At 69.3% G+C, this 17,499-nt stretch carries 19 protein-coding genes; 12 read left to right on the plus strand and 7 right to left on the minus strand.

Going from position 1 to position 17,499, the window contains the following annotated elements; genetic code table 11:
* Positions 1-71: 71 nt before the first annotated feature.
* Positions 72-1,334: an isocitrate dehydrogenase (NADP(+)) gene (gene icd, locus GO488_RS11450; RefSeq protein WP_162317958.1), complete on the minus strand. Its 1,263-nt coding sequence runs from the start codon at positions 1,332-1,334 to the stop codon at positions 72-74.
* Between the two features lie 199 nt (positions 1,335-1,533).
* Between icd and GO488_RS11455 the strand changes: the two genes are divergently transcribed.
* From GO488_RS11455 to map, 3 genes are read left to right on the plus strand one after another with little or no spacing between them, the layout of a single operon-like run.
* Positions 1,534-2,385 carry an isoaspartyl peptidase/L-asparaginase gene (locus GO488_RS11455; protein WP_162317959.1) on the plus strand — a complete coding sequence of 284 codons (852 nt, stop codon included), beginning with the start codon at positions 1,534-1,536 and terminating at the stop codon, positions 2,383-2,385.
* A 33-nt stretch (positions 2,386-2,418) separates the two neighbouring features.
* Entirely contained in the window at positions 2,419-2,736 is a 318-nt protein-coding gene (locus GO488_RS11460) for a hypothetical protein (protein WP_162317960.1), read from the plus strand.
* Between the two features lie 45 nt (positions 2,737-2,781).
* Positions 2,782-3,678, plus strand: coding sequence for a type II methionyl aminopeptidase (map, locus tag GO488_RS11465; RefSeq protein ID WP_162317961.1), 897 nt, complete (start codon positions 2,782-2,784; stop codon positions 3,676-3,678).
* Positions 3,679-3,895: 217 nt separating this feature from the next.
* On the opposite strand, the gene GO488_RS11470 is transcribed toward map, so the two are convergent.
* Positions 3,896-4,093, minus strand: a complete 198-nt coding sequence (locus GO488_RS11470; protein ID WP_162317962.1) for a DUF7835 family putative zinc beta-ribbon protein — start codon at positions 4,091-4,093, stop codon at positions 3,896-3,898.
* Positions 4,094-4,331: 238 nt separating this feature from the next.
* Here GO488_RS11470 and GO488_RS11475 point away from each other — a divergent pair, with 238 nt between their 5' ends.
* Positions 4,332-4,889: an HIT family protein gene (locus tag GO488_RS11475; protein WP_162317963.1), complete on the plus strand. Its 558-nt coding sequence runs from the start codon at positions 4,332-4,334 to the stop codon at positions 4,887-4,889.
* A 24-nt stretch (positions 4,890-4,913) separates the two neighbouring features.
* Positions 4,914-5,828 (plus strand): cation diffusion facilitator family transporter, encoded by a 915-nt coding sequence (locus GO488_RS11480; protein WP_162317964.1) that lies wholly within the window; start codon positions 4,914-4,916, stop codon positions 5,826-5,828.
* Positions 5,829-5,834: 6 nt separating this feature from the next.
* Here GO488_RS11480 and GO488_RS11485 read toward each other — a convergent pair whose 3' ends face one another.
* Both GO488_RS11485 and GO488_RS11490 read right to left on the minus strand, forming a co-directional pair.
* Positions 5,835-6,401: a YbhB/YbcL family Raf kinase inhibitor-like protein gene (locus tag GO488_RS11485; protein WP_162317965.1), complete on the minus strand. Its 567-nt coding sequence runs from the start codon at positions 6,399-6,401 to the stop codon at positions 5,835-5,837.
* A gap of 48 nt (positions 6,402-6,449) precedes the next feature.
* Positions 6,450-7,733 (minus strand): tRNA (N(6)-L-threonylcarbamoyladenosine(37)-C(2))-methylthiotransferase, encoded by a 1,284-nt coding sequence (locus GO488_RS11490; RefSeq protein ID WP_162317966.1) that lies wholly within the window; start codon positions 7,731-7,733, stop codon positions 6,450-6,452.
* Positions 7,734-7,845: 112 nt separating this feature from the next.
* On the opposite strand from GO488_RS11490, the gene GO488_RS11495 reads away from it, so the two are divergent.
* From GO488_RS11495 to GO488_RS11510, 4 genes are all read left to right on the plus strand, one after another.
* Positions 7,846-11,196 carry a PAS domain S-box protein gene (locus tag GO488_RS11495; protein WP_162317967.1) on the plus strand — a complete coding sequence of 1,117 codons (3,351 nt, stop codon included), beginning with the start codon at positions 7,846-7,848 and terminating at the stop codon, positions 11,194-11,196.
* A 138-nt stretch (positions 11,197-11,334) separates the two neighbouring features.
* Positions 11,335-11,523, plus strand: a complete 189-nt coding sequence (locus GO488_RS11500) for a DUF7576 family protein (protein WP_162317968.1) — start codon at positions 11,335-11,337, stop codon at positions 11,521-11,523.
* 138 nt (positions 11,524-11,661) lie between these two features.
* Positions 11,662-11,985, plus strand: coding sequence for a HalOD1 output domain-containing protein (locus GO488_RS11505; RefSeq protein ID WP_162317969.1), 324 nt, complete (start codon positions 11,662-11,664; stop codon positions 11,983-11,985).
* On the plus strand, positions 11,982-12,137 hold the full coding sequence (locus GO488_RS11510; RefSeq protein ID WP_162317970.1) for a DUF7331 family protein: 156 nt from the start codon (positions 11,982-11,984) through the stop codon (positions 12,135-12,137). The genes GO488_RS11505 and GO488_RS11510 overlap by 4 nt, the downstream gene beginning before the upstream one ends.
* A gap of 5 nt (positions 12,138-12,142) precedes the next feature.
* Here GO488_RS11510 and deoC read toward each other — a convergent pair whose 3' ends face one another.
* Positions 12,143-12,781, minus strand: a complete 639-nt coding sequence (deoC, locus tag GO488_RS11515) for a deoxyribose-phosphate aldolase (protein WP_162317971.1) — start codon at positions 12,779-12,781, stop codon at positions 12,143-12,145.
* A gap of 146 nt (positions 12,782-12,927) precedes the next feature.
* Between deoC and GO488_RS11520 the strand changes: the two genes are divergently transcribed.
* Positions 12,928-13,764 carry a DUF63 family protein gene (locus GO488_RS11520; protein ID WP_162317972.1) on the plus strand — a complete coding sequence of 279 codons (837 nt, stop codon included), beginning with the start codon at positions 12,928-12,930 and terminating at the stop codon, positions 13,762-13,764.
* Between the two features lie 27 nt (positions 13,765-13,791).
* Here the strand turns inward: GO488_RS11520 and GO488_RS11525 are convergent, their stop codons facing one another.
* Positions 13,792-14,004 carry a hypothetical protein gene (locus GO488_RS11525; RefSeq protein ID WP_162317973.1) on the minus strand — a complete coding sequence of 71 codons (213 nt, stop codon included), beginning with the start codon at positions 14,002-14,004 and terminating at the stop codon, positions 13,792-13,794.
* Positions 14,005-14,084: 80 nt separating this feature from the next.
* Between GO488_RS11525 and GO488_RS11530 the strand changes: the two genes are divergently transcribed.
* Positions 14,085-14,810: a nucleoside phosphorylase gene (locus GO488_RS11530; protein ID WP_162317974.1), complete on the plus strand. Its 726-nt coding sequence runs from the start codon at positions 14,085-14,087 to the stop codon at positions 14,808-14,810.
* A gap of 49 nt (positions 14,811-14,859) precedes the next feature.
* Complete coding sequence (locus GO488_RS11535) at positions 14,860-16,314, plus strand: HPP family protein (RefSeq protein WP_162317975.1); 1,455 nt, start codon at positions 14,860-14,862, stop codon at positions 16,312-16,314.
* Here GO488_RS11535 and GO488_RS11540 read toward each other — a convergent pair.
* Positions 16,311-17,474 carry an NAD-binding protein gene (locus GO488_RS11540; protein WP_162317976.1) on the minus strand — a complete coding sequence of 388 codons (1,164 nt, stop codon included), beginning with the start codon at positions 17,472-17,474 and terminating at the stop codon, positions 16,311-16,313. The genes GO488_RS11535 and GO488_RS11540 overlap by 4 nt on opposite strands.
* Positions 17,475-17,499 lie beyond the last annotated feature (25 nt).

The following is a 17,499-nucleotide window of genomic DNA, read 5'->3' on the forward strand; positions in this document are numbered from 1 at the left end:
GCGCGTGAGAGTCCGCTTCCGCGAGTGCCGCTGCGTTCCGACGGCGAAGCCGCCGGAGTCCGATCGGCCCTTTAGGAGAGCTTCTCTATATTCTCGACGACCGCGTCGGCGAACTCGCTGGTGGCGAGCTTGTTGCCGCCCTCGATCTGGCGTTCGAGGTCGTAGGTGACGTCGCCGCTGGAGATGGTCTCCTCGACGGCGTCGCGGACGAGCTGGCCGGCGTCCTTCCAGCCCATGTACTCGAGCATCAGGCGGCCGGAGAGGATCATCGCGGTCGGGTTGACCTTGTCCTCGCCGGCGTACTTGGGCGCGGAGCCGTGGACCGGCTCGGCGAGACAGCGCGACTCGCCGAAGTTCGCGCCGGGCGCGATGCCGAGGCCGCCGATCTGCGCGCCGGCGGCGTCGGACATGTAGTCGCCGTTGAGGTTCATCGTGGCGATGACGCTGTACTCGTCGGTGCGGGTGAGGAGCTGCTGGAGCATGTTGTCGGCGATGCGGTCGTTGACGACCAGCGAGTCCTCGGGCTGTTCGCCGTCGTACTCGTCCCACAGCTCGTCTTCGGTGATGACGTCCTCGCCGTACTCCTCTTCGGCGACCTCGTAGCCCCAGTCGCGGAAGGCGCCCTCGGTGAACTTCATGATGTTGCCCTTGTGGACGAGGGTGACGGAGTCGCGGTCGTTCTCGATGGCGTAGTCGATGGCCTCGCGGACGAGGCGCTTGGTGCCGTACTCGGTGATCGGCTTGACGCCGATGCCGACCGGGCCGTCGTGGATGGTGCTGTCGAAGCCCATCTCGTCCTCGACGAAGTCCTTGACCTCCTGGACCTCGTCGGTGCCGGCCTCCCACTCGATGCCGGCGTAGACGTCCTCGGTGTTCTCCCGGAACGTGACCATGTCCATCTCCTCGGGGTCCTTCACGGGCGAGGGGACGCCGTCGAGGTGGTAGGTCGGGCGCACGTTCGCGTAGAGGTCGAGCGTCTTGCGGAGCGCGACGTTCAGCGAGCGGAAACCCGCGCCGACGGGCGTCGTCAGCGGGCCCTTGATGGCGACGTTGAACTCCTTGATGGCCTCGACGGTGTCGTCGGGCAGGTTCTCGTCGTAGCGCTCGCGGGCGGACTCGCCGGCGTAGACGCGCATCCACGAGATGTCGCGGCCGGTGGCGTTGGCGGCGGCCTCCAGCACCTTCTGGGCGGCCGGGCCGACGTCCGTCCCGATGCCGTCCCCGTGGATGATGGGGATGATCGGGTTCTCGGGGACTTCGAGTTCGTTGTCGTCAGTGACCTGGATCTGCTCGCCCTCGTCGGGCACCTCCACTTGCTCGTAATCGTAGCCCATATCGGGCAGTCGCCAGTCGGGCCTAAAGGACTGCCGTTTTACCCACAGGCGTGGTAACGAGGGTCACAGTCAGAGACGAACACGAGCGGGCACGAACGAAACCGAATTCGTTCGCCGGACCCGGTCTACTGCCGCGTCTCGTTCGGTTGAACCACCAAGGGGGCCGAGACGTTTTCGGACTGGCGGACGGAGAGACAGTATGCACGTCGTCGTCCACGGCGGAGCGGGAAGCCCGCCCGAGAAACCGGCAGCACGGCAGACGACTCTCGCGGACGCCGCCGAGCGCGCGAGCGAGGCGGAGACGCCGCTCGACGCCGTCGGGGAAGCCATCAGACCGCTGGAACGGGACCCGGCGTTCAACGCCGGCGTCGGCGGGGCCGTGCAGAGCGACGGCGTCGTCCGGACCGACGCGGGCCTGATGACCGATAACGGGACGGTCGGCGCGGCGTGTGCGATGGCCGGGGTCTGTCACGCCACCGCCGTCGCCCGCGTCGTCGCGAGCGAGACGCCCCACGTCCTCCTCGCCGGCGACCCGGCGGTCGAACTGGCCGCCACGAGCGGCGTCGCGACCGACGAGGACCTCACGACCGAGGCAACGCGGGACCGCTACCAGCGGGCGGACCCGCCCGGCGAGGACGTCGGTGACCACCTCGCGTGGGTGCGCGAGCACTTCGCCGGCACCGACACCGTCGGAGCAGTCGCCACCGACGGGGAGCGACTGGCCGCCGCGACCTCGACAGCCGGACGCTGGTTCGCGCTGGCCGGTCGGGTCGGCGACGTGCCGCAGGTCGGGTCGGGCTTCTTCGCCGACGAACGGGGCGGGGCGAGCGCGACGGGGGAGGGCGAGGCCATCGCCCGCTTCGGGCTCGCTCGGCGGGCCGTCAACCTCCTGGAGACGTTCGGTCCGCGACAGGCCGCCGAGGAGGCCGTCGCGGAGTTCGAGGATGCCACCGGGGGTCGCGCGGGCCTCCTCGTCCTCGACCACGCGGGCCACGTCGGGAGCGAGTACAACACCGACTCGATGCAGACCGCCCGGACCCCCCGGGAGTGAACGCTTTTCGCGGCGGCCGCCGAACGCTCGGCCATGGATCCCCTCTTGTCGGTCTTCGCCGTCGCGTTCGCCCTCCTCGCCGCCACCGTCGCCGGACTCGACGCCGCCCGCCGCGGGCAGTCGTGGGCCGGGACCGCCCTCGCGGTCGGCGGCGCGACGCTGCTGGCGTGTTCCGGCGTCGCGCTCGCGGACGACGCGCTCCTCGCGGTGTACGCCGCCGCGGTCGGCCGTCCCCTCGTGGTGACGACGCCGCGCTCGTACCTCGGTCTCCTCGTGGCCGTCGCCGCCGCCGTCACCGTCGCCGTCCTCTCGGGCTACGGCGTCCTCGCTCGATTCCGCTCGGCCGTCTGAGCTATAACGACAAACGCTTTCACGCACAGCGCCGAACGCCGGGGCATGAGCGACGTGGACTTCGAGTCCGAGCAGTACGAGAAGTGCCGCGAGGCCGGCGAGATCCTCGCGCAGGTGCGCGACGAGGCCGCAGAGCGAGTCGAAGTGGGCGCGTCCCACCTCGAAGTCGCCGAGTGGGCCGAAGAGGAGATTCGTGACCTGGGCGGCGAGCCCGCCTTCCCGGTCAATATCTCCATCGACGAGGAGGCCGCTCACGCGACGCCCGAGCGCGACGACGAGACCACCTTCGGCGAGGAGATGGTCAACTTGGACATCGGCGTCCACGTCGACGGCTGGCTGGCCGACACCGCGATCACGGTCGACCTCTCGGGCCACGACGAACTGGCCGCGGCCTCCGAGGAGGCGCTCGACGCCGCCCTCGACGTGGCCGGACCGGGCGTCGACGTCGGCGACATCGGCGCGGCCGTCGAGGGGGTCATCGAGGGGTACGGCTTCAACCCCGTCGTCAACCTCACCGGCCACGGACTCGGTCACTGGGAGCAACACACCTCCCCGAACATCCCGAACCGCTCGGTGTCACAGGGCGCTGAGCTCCAGCCCGGCGACGTCGTCGCGATCGAGCCGTTCGCCACGGACGGCCGCGGGAAAGTCCAGGAGGGGAGTTCCGAGGAGATCTTCGCGCTGGAACGCGAGGGGTCCGTCCGCGACCGGAACGCCCGACAGGTCTTAGAGCAGATCTCCGAGGAGTTCAAGACGCTGCCCTTCGCCGCCCGGTGGCTCGACTCCGCGCGCGCGAAGATGGCGCTTCGTCGCCTGAAACAGCAGAACATCGTCCACGGCTACCCCGTCCTCAAGGAGGAGGAGGGGAAATTCGTCAGCCAGAAAGAGCACACCGTCATCGTGACCGACGACGGCATCGAAGTGACGACGCGCTCTCGATAGGACGGGCGCGAAGCGGAACGAGCCGCCGAGTCACGTTTTAGCCGTCCGCTCAGATAGTGCTTGTCCGCGAAGCGCGGCTACGAACGGTACGGTCGGGAGAGTAAGGAGCGGCTACGGACAAGAGCAGCGCTCGAAAAGGCCGTTCTGTTCAGCGAGGAGTGACGCCGCACGGCCCGCACCGTGGGCGTCGGGGCTGTGTCAGTTCTCGATGGGATGGCTACGCGTTGTTCATGCGCGTGTGCGTGGTGGTGCCACAGATCTGGCACTCGCTGACTCGATACGGCTCGCGGGAGAACTCCGCGTTCTCGCGTTTGGAGCTCTCGGTCTGTATCTGGACACGCACGTCGTGTGGTGTCTCGCGGTCGCATGACGAGCATGCCTCTGACATATCGACGCCGTCGTTTGTAGCTGCCATCCCACTCCGGTCTACCGGCGAGAGGAGTATAAAAACTCCCCACCGTTGGATCCGTTCAGCACCGTTTTTCGCCAGACGGCAACGGAATCTGTGAGCTACCGCCTTAGACGGTTGCATACGGTTGATAACAGTCCCTGGAACTGTCTCACGGCGTCTGGAACAGAAACGGCCGGTAGATTTAAATAGCCGTTCTCGGCGGTCGAAGTCGTTTTAGGCGAATCGGCCACACGGTGGCTGTATGGACCAGGTGTTCGCGCCGTGGCGCATCGAGTGGGTCGAGCGAGAGGACGAGACGGCTGACGACGACTGCGTCTTCTGTGCGTTCCGCGACGACGACGCCGACCGCGAGCACAGGGTGGTCGCGCGGGGCGACCGCGCGTTCGTCCTGCTGAACAACTACCCCTACAACCCCGGTCACGTCATGGTCATTCCGCACGACCACACCGGCGAGTACCGCGCGCTGGACGACGAGACGCTCTTAGAGCACGCGCAGTTGAAACAGCGGGCGTTCGCCGCGCTGGAGTCGGCGCTCTCCCCCGACGCGTTCAACGCCGGGCTGAACCTCGGTGGCTCCGCGGCCGGCGGGTCCATCGACGACCACCTCCACACCCACGTCGTGCCGCGCTGGGACGGTGACACGAACTTCATGCCCGTCGTCAGCGACACGAAGGTCATCGTCGAGGCGGTCGAGGACACCTACGACCGACTGCACGAGGCCTTCGCCGAACAGGAGGGGACCAGCGTGCCGGGCGCGGACCGGGCCGTTCGCGTCGAAGCGCCTCCGAAGGGGCTTTAATCGCCCCTGTCTACGTCCAGGCAGATGTCGCGCCGCGCTACCCTCCGGCGGGTCGGGCTGCTCGTCCTGGGCGTCAACGTCGTCTTGGCCCTCCTGAAGGGCGGCGTCTGGCTGACGACCGGCAGTCTCGCGGTCCAGTCCGAGGCGGTCAACAGCGTCGCCGACACCGCCTACTCGCTGGTCGTCGTCGCCGGGCTCTATCTGACGACGCGCCCGCCGGACTTCGAGCACCCCCACGGCCACGAGCGCATCGAGCCGTTCGTCTCGCTGTTCGTCGCCGCGGGGATCTTCGCCGCCGGCGGCGTCGTCCTCTGGCAGGCCGCGGGCGCGCTTCTGAGCGGTGAGGTCACCGTCACGCGCGGTCCGACGGCCGTGGGCGTCCTCGCGCTCACGGCGCTCGTCAAGTACGCCTTCTATCGGTACTGTCTGCGGGCCGGGCGGGAAAGCAACTCCCCGGCGCTGGTGGCGACCGCGAAGGACAACCGCAACGACATCCTGACCGCCGGGGCGGCGCTGGTCGGCGTCGCGGGCGCGACCGCCGGCTACCCGATGGCCGACCCGCTCGCGGCCATCGTCGTCTCCGTCGGCATCGTCTACACCGGCGTCGAGGTGGTCCGGGACAACGTCGCCTACCTGGTCGGGGCCGCGCCGCCCGCGGACCTCCGTCGCGAGATTCTGAAGCGGGCGCTCGACCACCCGCAGGTACAGGGTGCACACGACGTCATCGCCCACTACGTCGGCCCGGAGATCGACGTGAGTCTCCACATCGAGGTCGAGGGCGACCTGACGCTCCGGGAGGCCCACGACATCGAGACGGCGGTCATCGAGGCGATACGGGAACTCCCCGAAGTGGACGACGTCTTCGTCCACGTCGACCCGAAGGAGCTCGGCGAGTGGAAGGACGACGACGAAGTCGAGCGGTTGGCGGACTTGGAGTGACGCGTCTCAGTCGGTCTCGGCCTCGGTCGCGGGCCGGTCGTAGCGGAGGACGAACCGGGCGCTCGACAGCGTCGCGGCGTTGATGGCGTCGAGCGCGTCGTCGTTCTTCACGTCGGGCGGGAGGTCCAGTCGCCGTTCCAGCGCGTACACCTGAAACCGATAGCTCTGGGTGGTCCCCGCCGCCGGACAGGGAGCGGCGTAGCCCGGTTCACCGTCGGGTGCGAGCCCCTGCCGCGCGCCGCCCAATCCGTCGAGAACGCGCTTTCGCGGCAGACCGCCGCGAATCCGGGCGCGGTCGCTGGGGACGTTCCAGAGCGCCCAGCGGACGGGTTCGATGATGGCGTCGCGGTTAGACTCGGCGACGATCGCGAGTCCCGCCGTCGGTTCGGGAACGTGCTGGATGGCGAACGGTGGTGACACACCCGCGCCGTCACACGTGTAGCGAGCCGGAAGGTGATCGTCCTCGCCCGGCCCGTCGACGCGAAGCGGCCGGCTCTCGTCAGCGCGGCTGACACAGCCGGATAGCGCCCCTAGCGTGGCTCCGGCCGTCGCCAACAGGCGTCGCCGTCGCATACCACCGCTTACGGCGTTCGGCACTTCCCGGCTTCGGTGTCCGGCCGGTCAGTCCGCCAACTGCCGGCGCTCGACCGGCACGCCGAAGGCGTAGACGGTGTTGTGGCTCGTGATCTCCACGTCGACGAAGTCGCCGACTTCCAGCCCTCGCTCCTCGGCGTCGGCGATGACCACCTGTCGGTACGCTTCGTCGTACCCCACCAGCGACTCGTCGGTGCCGTCCTCGACCAGCAGGACCGACGAGTCGCGGCCGACCATCTCCTCGTAGGCCGACCCCGTCACGTCCATCTTCAACTCGGTCATGGCCTTCGAGCGGTCCTTCTTCGTCTGGCCGCCCAGCCCCTTCATGTCGGCGGCGTCGGTGCCGGGCCGCTTCGAGAAGCGCGTGACGTTGATCTTCTCGGGGCGGGTCTCTCGCAGTAGTTCCATCGACCGCTCGTGGTCCTCGGGGTCTTCGGTCGGGAAACCGACGATGAAGTCCGTCGAGAGCGTCCAGTAGTCCAAGGCGTCGTCGAACGCCTCGACGACTTCCAGATACTCGTCGACGGCGTGCTGGCGGCGCATGTCCGCGAGCACGTCGTCGCTGCCCGACTGGACCGGCGCGTGGATGAAGTTGTACAGCTCGTCGTGTTCGGCGAACACCTGCGCGAGTTCTTCGCGCACGCCGTGCAGCCCCTTCGGGTTCGCCATCCCGACGCGAACGCGAAAGTCGCCGTCGATCTCGGTGCAGATGCGCTCTAAGAGCTCGGGGAGCAGGCTCGTCCCCTGATTCCGGTCCCACCCGTAGACGCCGGTGTCCTGCCCGGTGATGCGGATTTCCTTCGCGCCCGCGTGGACGAGCGCCCGGGCCTTCTCGACGTTCTCGGAGACGGAGGGCGACTCTATTCGCCCGGTCGCCTGCTTGGTGATACAGTAGGAGCAGTCGGACATACAGCCCCGGGCGATGGGGAGGATGCCGACGACGCCGTTCAGAACCGTCTCGGTGTCGGGCGTCACGGTGGGACACTCGCCGTTGAGGACGTGCTGGGGCACGTCGTCCCAGTGGAGGACTTCGGCGTCGACGTCGGCGTCGCGGAACTGCTCGCCCTGTGCGAGCGCCATACAGCCCGTGACCACGAGGTCAGCCGGCGTCTCGGCGTCCAGTTCTTTGGCCCGCGCGAGCATGTTGCGCTCGGTCTTCTCCAGTACCGTGCAGGTGTTGAGGATGGCCACGTCCGCCGACTCCGGCCCGTCGGCGGGGTGGTGGCCGCCCTCGCGGAGCGCCTGCTCTATCTGCTGGGTCTCACCCCTGTTGGAGGTGCACCCGTACGTCTCGATGTGGTAGCGGGCCATTCGTCCGGAAGGTACGGCCTCGTCGGCAAAAGGGCGACGGATTCGGCCGACCGGTGTGGTGGCCGATAATCACGTGTTACTATGTGTGACTATAATCATTATAGACACGTGTATGCGAGTCCGGCATCTCAGAGACGAGAGATCACCGAGCGCCGCGTCCCGCTGTGGGGACACTCCGCGCGCGGCCGGAAACCGAGCAGCGTCGATACAAACGGATCGGGCTGACAGCGGTCGGTTCCGGAGCGCGTCCGGTTCCGTCCGCACCGACGGCGGGGAGAGTTTCGGCGGCGACCGCGACCGATACCGGCTGCTCTGCGAGCGGGTCCGTCGCTACGGCGTGTTCGTCCTCGACCGCGACGGCCGGGTCGCCGAGTGGGGCGACGGTGCCGAACGGTTGCTCGGCTACGACGCCGACGCGGCGGTCGGTGAGCCGCTCGCGGCGTTCTACACCGAGGCGGACGCCGACGACGGCCTTCCCTGGCGGATACTCGAACGGGTCGAGACGGACGGCGAAGTCGTCGACGAGGGGTGGCGGGTCCGAGCCGACGGGTCCCGGCTCTGGGGGCGGTTCGTCGTCACGCCGCTTCGGGCAGCCGGGACGCTGACGGGATACGGCGTCGTCGCGGCGGACCTCTCGGAGTCGCCGGACAGGGTCCGGTCGTACGACGCACAGACCGAAGCGTCGCTCCAGTTGGTCGGACTGGCCGAGCCGGACGGGACGCTCGTGGAGGCGAACAGGGCGGCGCTCGACTTCGCCGGCGTCGAGCTGACCGACGCGGTCGGCTCGCCGCTCTGGGAGACGCCCTGGTGGTCTCACTCCGAGGCCGCGCGCGAACGGCTCCGCGACGCCGTCGAGACGGCGGCGACCGGGGAGTTCGTCCGCTACGAGGCGACGGTCGTCGGGGCCGACGGCGAGGAGATCACCGTCGACGTCTCGCTGACGCCGGTCACCGACGAGGACGGCCGGGTCGTGGCGCTCGTCCCCGAGGCGCGGGACGTGACCGAGCGGAAGCGGACCGAGGCGGAGCTTCGCGAGCGCAACCGGATGTTCTCGACGCTCGTCGACAACCTGCCGGGCATCGCCTACCGCTGTGAGAACGAGCGCGGCTGGCCGATGTCGTTCGTCAGCGCGGGGTGCTCGGACCTCACGGGGTACGACCCCGCCGAGATAGAGTCGGGGCACGTGAGCTGGGGCGAGGACGTCATCTACCCGGACGACCGAGAGCGGGTCTGGGAGGACGTGCAGGCGGCCATCGGCGACCGAGAACCGTTCACGCTCACGTATCAGATACGACGCGCCGACGGCACCGAGCGGTGGGTCTGGGAGCAGGGTGAGGGGGTCTTCGAGGGGGACAAACTGGTCGCCATCGAGGGGTTCATCACCGACGTCACCGAGCGCAGGGAGCGCCAGCGCCGCCTCGAAGCTGTCTTCGACCAGACGTACCAGTTCACCGGACTGCTGGAGCCTGACGGCACCGTCCTCGAGGCCAACGAGACGGCGCTGGCGTTCGGCGGCCTGGACCGCGCGGACGTCGTCGGCGAACCGTTCTGGGAGACCGAGTGGTTCCGAACGAGTCCCGAGGTCCGAGAGCGGGTCAGAGAGGACGTTCGGCGGGCGGCCGAGGGGGAGTTCGTCCGCCACGAGCTGGACGTGCGGGGGAGCGACCGCGTCGCGACGATCGATTTCTCCGTCCGGCCCATCACGGACGAGCGCGGCGAGGTGGAGCTGCTCGTCCCGGAGGGGCGCGACATCACCGAGCGCACCCGGCGGGAGGCCCAACTGGAGACGCTCAACGAGGTGTCGCGGGAGCTGACCGAGGCCGAGTCGGCGCAGGCCGTCTGCGACACCGCCGTCTCGGCCGCCGGGGAGACGCTGGGACTCGGACTGGCGGCCGTCGAGCTGTACGACTCCGAGCGGAACCGCCTCCTGCCCCGCGCCCGGAGCGACGCCGTCACCGAGCTGGTCGGCGACGAGTCGCTGTTCGCCCCGGAGAACGGCGAGTCCTGGCGGGTGTTCGTCGAGAGCGAGGGAACCGTCTACGAGGACATCGAGTTCCGGGCCGACGTCTCGGACTCGGGGACGCCGCTGGACAGCGCGATCGTCCTCCCGCTCGGAGAGCACGGGGTGTTCATCGCCGGCGAGACGACCGCCGAATCGTTCTCCGAGGCGGACGTCGACCTCGCGCGGGTGCTCGCGGCGCACGTCGAAACCGCGCTCGACCGGGTCGAGCGCGAGTCGTCGCTCCGAGAGCGCACGGAGACGCTCGAAGCGAAGACCGAGCGCCTGGAGCGCATGGACCGGATCAACGAGGTGATTCGCGACGTCGCGACGGCGCTCGTCGGCACCGACTCCCGGGGGGAGATCGAATCGACCGTCTGCGAGCGGCTCGCGGCGACCGGTCCCTATCAGTTCGCGTGGTTCGGGACCCGCGACCCCGTCAGCGACGAGGTGCGGCCGACGGCGCGGGCGGGTGACGACTCGGGCTATCTGGACGCGATCACGGTCGTCGCCGGCGGGGCGGAGCCGGCCGGTCGCACCGTCGAGGACCACGCCACTCGGGCCGCGTCGCCCGCCCGCGCCGACCCCCCGTTCGACCAGTGGGAACAGGCGGCGCTGGAGCGCGACTACCGCACCGTCGTCTCGGTGCCGGTGCGCTACGAGGAGGCCGTATACGGCGTGCTGACCGTCTACGGCAGTGACCCCGACCACCTCGGCGAGACCGAGCGAGCGGTCCTCGCGGACGTGGGCGAGCTGGTGGGCTACGCGATAACCGCCGCCGAGCGCAAGACGGCACTGACGAGCGACCGACGGGTGGAACTGGAGTTCGGAATCGAGAACCCCGATACGCCGCTGTTCCGGTGCGTGCGGGCCGTCGGTGCCGAGTTCGAACTGGAGGGAGTCGTCTCGGAGGGGAGCGGCCCGTACCGGGCGTTCTTCACCCTTCGGGGCGCGGACCCGGACGCGGTCGGCGAGTTCGTGGCCGAGTCGCCGGGCCTCGGCGAACTCAGACGCGTCGCCGGCGACGAGTCCGAGAGCCTCTACGAGTGTCCGGTCGTCGGCGAGAGCGTCGCCGGCGTCGCCCTCGACCACGGCGGCGTCCCGCAATCCCTCACCGGTGACGGGACCGACGCGCGCCTCGTCGTCGAACTGCCGACCGACCGCGACGTCAGGGAGTTCGCCCGGCTGTTCGAGACGGCCTTCGAGGGCGCGACGCTGCTCGCGCGACGCGAGCGCGACCGGCCGATACAGACGGCGACGGCGTTCCGGTCCGAGCTCCTCGACCGCCTCACCGACAAGCAGCGGGAGGCGATCGAGACCGCCCACCTGAGCGGGTTCTTCGAGTGGCCCCGTGAGAACACGGGCGAGGAGGTGGCGGCGGCGCTCGGCGTCTCCCAACCCACGTTCAACCGACACTTGCGAGCGAGTCAGCGGGAGCTACTGGACCTGTTGCTGGACGAGTGAGCGCGGTTTCAGTGTATAGTGGGCACTGCGGCGGCGGCACTAGCCACGTAGCGACGCTCGTTTTCCCCCTGCGGCCCCGAATATACGCATCGGCGACGGTCGAACCGCGCGGCGGAGGCGGCTCTGATCTCACGGCGTATGGCCCGAGAATCCTTCGAAAAGACCACGCTACCGGCGGACTCGCCCCGTCTCTGTACCACCTGTGGTACCCCGATCGACACGACGGAGTGGTACCCGGTGACCACCGTCCCGGAGGAGGGACACCGAATCTACGCGTTCTGCGGCGAGGTCTGTCGGGAGCGGTGGCGGCGAGAGACCGATAGCTGACGGCACCGCGCCGCGGTCGGTCGACGGCGAAGCGAGTCGCGGGGACGACGCCGGTCTAAATGTATAGTGGCACCGCACCGACGGCGTGTGGCCATGTAGTGGCCAGCCCTATCCTCGTGTACCGCGTACGTCGATTCAATGAGCGAGCGTGAGACTCGACAGTGTCACGTCGAACGGACCGTCGGCGACGTCTCGTCGACGGAGGCGCTGACCCACGGCATCGTCGCCGCCGTCGCCGACGCGACCGACACCCCGGTTTCGGAGTTGGAGACGTCGCTGTACGACGTGGTGGAACCCGACGCGCTCTCGGCCGTCCTTGCATCGTCAGCCAGCAGTCGGGTGTCGTTCACTTACGGGGGTTGCATGGTCTCGGTCGCTGGCGGCGGGACGGTCCGCGTCGACCCGGACCCGGCGCTCGACGGATGCGCCGGCGGCGCGTCGACCAGCCTCACTAACTCATGACCGGCGAATTCGAACCGAGGCGAGAGCGGTCCGCGGCCCCGATAGACGACCGGTACGCCGCGCTCCGAGTCGACGGCGACCTCCTCGTCTACGACCGCGAGGACGACGGCGCGTGGATACAGTCGTCGACGACCCGCGAACTGCGGGCGTAAGCGCCCTACTCCGCTCGCTGTTCGCGCCACTCGCGGACGATGACGTCGCCGCTGGACGCCCCGATGCGCTCGGCTCCGGCGTCGAACATCGCCTTCGCCTCGTCCCACGATCCGACGCCGCCGCTGGCTTTCACCGGGAGATACTGGCTCAGGATCTCCACGTCGTGGACCGTCGCGCCGCCCTCTGAGAATCCCGTCGCGGTCTTGAGATAGGCGGCGTCCGCGTCGGCGGCGAGGCGGCCGACGCGGTGGAGTTCAGCGTCGCTCAGCAGCGGCGCTTCGACGATGACCTTCACCGGGACCGGGACGGCCGCGACGACTTCGGTGAGGTGCTCGCCCAGCGCGTCGTCCTCGCCGGCTCGCAGCAGCCCGAGGTTCGAGACGAGGTCGAGTTCGTCGGCCCCGCGGTCCCACGCGTCCCTGGCGGCCGCACAGACGGCGTCGGTGCTCCCCTGTCCGTGCGGGAAGTCGACGACCGTCGCGAGCGGAACGTCGGCGTAGTCGGCCGCCAGCGCGAGGTAACACGGCGGGATGCAGGCCCGCGTTCCGTACTCCAGCGCGTCGTCGAGACACGACCGCACGTCCTCCGGCGTCGTCGCCGGCCCGAGGACGGTGTGTTCGACCCGGTCGGGAACGTCGTCCATGTCCGGCCCAACAGCGGGCGCGTACCTAAACGTCCCGGCACGGAGATGCGGGTAGCTGGCGTTCAACCGAAAACCAGTCGAACGGACCGGCGTACCACCCGAGACGAGGTCGGAAGCTTTTCGGCGTCCGACGTTGGCGTGGGGATATGGTACTGCCTTCGGGGTTCGCGCTGCCGCCGCTGCCGTATCTGGTGGCGCTGACGGCCGGGACGCTGCTGGTGACGGCCCTGCTGGTGGCGTTCGAACCGCCCATCGACCAGCGGACCGTCGTCGCGCTGGCCCCGTGGATGGTCATCGGCGGCACGCTCCACGCGCTGAACCAACCGCCCATCGAGCTGTACGACGCCGCGATTCGCCCGCTGTTCGGCACGCCCGCGGTCTACTTCACGACGTACGTCACGCTCGGGACCGTCTGGGTCGTCCTCTCGCTGTTCGGCGTCCGTCGGGGCCACGACGAGAACGTCTCGCGCAACCTCGGTCTCGTCGGAACCGGCGTCATGACGGTCCTGCTCGTCCTGGCGGCGATCACGGCGCTCCGGTCGGGGCTGCTCTCGCTCGTCTGGCCCACCGTCGCCGTCGTCGGCGCGCTCGTCGTCGCCGGCCTCACGCTCCTCGCGGCCGCGCTCTGGCGGACGCCGGTCATCGTCCGCACCCGATACGCCGCGCCCGTGGTCATCTTCGCCCACGCGTTAGACGGCGTCTCGACGGCCGTCGGCGCGGACGTCATCGGCATCGGCGAACGGTCGCCCATTCCGCGCGCGATCATGGAGTTCGCCGGGACGCTACCGACGGCCTCGGTCGTCGGCGTCGGCTGGCTGTTCGTCCTCGTGAAGCTCGTCGTCGCGGTGGGCGTCGTCTTCCTCATGCACGAGTACCTGGAGGACGAACCCGTCGAGGGGAGCCTCCTGCTCGCGTTCGTCGCCGCCGTCGGTCTGGGGCCGGCGGTGAACAACGTGGTGCTCTTTCTGTTCATCCCGACCTGATCCCCCGCCGTCGGGCGGTCGGCGTCGTCACTCGATCCGTTCCGAGAGGTTGCGGTACATCACGCCGTAGAGGAACAGCGCCGCGACGCCGCCGAAGGGGAGCGCGACCACCCACGGCAGCGCCGCGCCGCCGACGGTCCGGGGGACGAGGACGGCGAGGACGCCCAACCCGAAGCCGACGACGAGCGCGGCGACCGTCGGCCAGCGCATCCGCCTGTCGAGCGGCGAGAGGTCGCTCATACGGCTACCGTCGCGGCGCGACCACCTGACTGTTCGGGCGAACCCCCGCCGTTATTGTGCGGACCCGTCGAACGCCCGCTATGGCGAAACAGCCCCATCTGCTGGTCGAATCGGGGGACGTGAACGACGTGGCGCTGCTGCCGGGCGACCCCGGACGGGTCGACCGCATCGCTAGCCACTGCGAGGAGAGCGAGACGGTCGCCGAGAATCGGGAGTACAAGGTCGTCAACGCCACCTACGAGGGGACCGACCTGACGATCTGCTCGACCGGCATCGGGTCGCCGTCGGCGGCCATCGCCGTCGAGGAACTGGCCGCGGTGGGCGTCGAGACGTTCGTCCGCGTCGGGACGACGGGCGCGCTCCAGTCGGAGATCGAGATCGGCGACATGGTCGTCGCTACCGGCGCGGCCAAGGACGAGGGGACCAGCGAGCGCTACGAGGAGATGACGGTTCCGGCGGTGCCGACCTACGAGACGCTCTCGGCGCTGGTCGACGCCGCGGAAGCCAACGGTGAAGCGGTTCACGTCGGCGCGATCGCGACGGACGACGCCTTCTACGCCGAGACCGACGCGTACGTCGAGGACTGGGAGGCCGCCGGACTGCTGGCCGTCGAGATGGAGGCCGCCGCCATCTTCACGCTGGCCCGCCGGAAGGGCCTGTCGGCGGGCGCGATATGCACCGTCGACGGCAACCTCGTCGAGGGGACCCAGAAGGGCGAGACGGACGACGAGGAACTGCCCGAGAAGGCCAAGGACAACGTCGAACGGGCCATCGAGATCGCGTTGACCGCCGCGACCACGCTCTGAGGGACTCCGGGCCGGTGGGCTTAGGGGTCTGACCGTCCTCACGGGACCTATGCTCGAACAGTTGACCCGGCGGTTCCGCGCGGCGGCCGCGCGAGCGCGGCGGGTCGAACGGCGCGAACTCCGCGAGTTCCGGCGCTGGGCGGAGACGACCGACCACATCGTCCACCTCTCCGTGCTGGTGTTCGTCCCGTTGCTCATCGGGCTGGTGACGGCCGTCTCGAACGTCGTCCCGACGCTGTCGTTCCTGCTCTTCCCGCCGCTGGCGTCGGGCACCCACACGCTGTTTGCCGACCCGCGGGGGAAGTACTCGGAGCCGGGGCGGTTCGTCGGCGGATTGACCATCGGCGCGATGTGCGGGCTCGGCGCGCTGTGGGTGTCGAACACGGTACTCAACGGGCCGCAGGGCCAGTTTCAGGTGGCCGCCGGGGCGGCGACGCTGGCGGTGCTGGCGACGGGACTGATAACGTGGCCCCTCGACATCGAGGAACCGTCGGCGTACTCGACGGCGCTGCTGACGCTGCTGGTCCAACCGTCGCAACGGATGCCCTTCGTCGGGAGCATCTTCCTCGCCAGTTCGCTCGTCGCGCTGGTCTTCGTCGTCTGGCGCGACCGCTTCTACGACCGGCGCGCGACGGTCCTGTACAAGTCCACTACCGGCGACGACCACGTCCTCGTCCCGATGCGCGGGGACAGCGCGGGCGCGACGGCGATGCTCGCGGCGCGGCTGGCGGCGGCCCACGACGCGGGGAAGGTGGTCTTACTCGACATCGTCGACGACCCCGAGGCCGCCGAGACCGAACGCGCGCTGTTGAACGGCCCGCTCAGACAACGCAACGCGAGTACAGCGGACCTCGCCGGTGAGGACGTGAGCGACGCGATTCGGGACGAGGTCGACCGACTCGAAACGCGGGCGTGGGAAGTGGAGACACGGGTCGGCGTCCCCTGTCAGGTGGTCGTCGCCGCGAGCGACGAACCGGCCGCCGCGACGACGCTCCGGGCGGCCGACGACGCGAACTGCGACCTCATCGCCGCGCCCTACGAGAGCGAACACGGCGCGCTGACGCCGTACCTCCGGCAGCTGTTCCGCGGCGATACGGACGTGCTGGTCCACCGCTCGCGCAACGGTCGCACCCGGTGGAAGCGCGTGCTGGTGCCCGTTCGGCGGGCCAGCGACGTCGCGCACAACATGGTCGACTTCGCCATCCGACTCGCGGGGGCGAGCGGTCGCGTCGCGGTGGCGACCTGTATCGGGGAGAGCGGCGACCGCCGCCGCGCCGAGTCGATGCTGATGGACCTCGTCGAACCGTTCGACGCCCCGATCGAGACGCGCGGGGCGCGGACCGACATCCAGTCGTTCCTCGTCGACACCGGTTCGGAGTACGACTTGGTCATCATCGGGGCCAGCCAGGACCGGAGCGCCGCCTCGCGGTTCATCGCGCCGCCGACGTTCGAGCGGCTACAGGACATCGACACCGACGTCGCCATCGTGGACCGGAGCCACTAGAGGTCGCTCTCGCGCTCGACGTCTAAGAGGTGGTCGGCGATGTTCTCCATCCCCTGTCGGCCCATCGCCGACTGGACGAGCAGGTGCCCGCCGATGAGCGCAGGACTGATGACCGTGCTCGCGCCCGCTCGCCGCAGCTTCTCGACGTTCTCGCGGTCGGTCGCGGCGGCGACGATGTTCAGGTCGGGGTTGAGGTTGTGCGCCGTCAGGATCGAGAGGGCGTCCTCCGCGTCGTCGTCGGTGGCGACGACCGCGGCGCGCGCGTCCTCGATCGCCGCTCGCCGGAGCGGTTCCTCGTCGCTTGGGTTCGCCGTCAGCACCGCGATGTCCCGTTTCTGCAACCGCGCGGCCGTCTCCGAATCCGGCGTGATGACGACGAATTCGGCGCTCTTCGCGAGCTCGTCTAAAATCGGTTCCGTCAGGTCGCCGTAGCCGAGGACCAGGACGTGGCCCTCCAGCAAGTCCAATTGTGCGTCTGTCATGTTCCCGAGTGCCTCCGAGAGGCGTTTTTCGATCGCCGGGCCGAGTAGGGACCCGAGCGCGATGGCGAAACTGGCCGTCCCGATGACGACCACCGAGAGGGCAAAGAGCGTCGCCTGTTCGCTCGCCGGCGTCACGTCCCCGTAGCCGACAGTGCTGGCGGTGACGAGCGTGTAGTAAAAGGCGTCCGTGAGCGTCGAGACGTTGTTGAACTCATCGCGCAGCGCGTAGGTGCCGGCGGTTCCGTACACGAGCGCACCCAGTAGCGCGGCTCCGGCGGCCAGTTGGGCCGCCGAGAGGTCGACCGGCCGGTCGAAGCGCTTCCGGTTCAGCAACAGCGTCGGCAGCGACACCAGCGAGAGGACGACGAGCGGCAGGGAGACCGGCGACGTCTGGACGACGCCCTGTAGCGCCGAGACGGGCAACAGGACGAGGGTGACGAACCAGGCGACTCGCAACCGTCGGCGCAGCCCGAACGCGGCGAGAAGCAGCGAGAACCCGGTGAGCGCCCCGGTGAACCCGGCCGCCCGCTGAACGCTCTGCGGGACGAAGTCGAACATCGGTTCGGTGATGACCACCTGGCTGATGTTGACGACACCCGTCGCGAAGGAGAGCACCGCGACCACTGCCGGCAGCAGCACCGCCGCGCGCGCCCCGAGCCAGTCCCGCCGTCTGTCCATACGGCTTCGTAGCCATCGGACGGTG

The sequence above is a fragment of the Haloarcula limicola genome (assembly GCF_010119205.1).
GTDB classification, from domain to species: domain Archaea; phylum Halobacteriota; class Halobacteria; order Halobacteriales; family Haloarculaceae; genus Haloarcula; species Haloarcula limicola.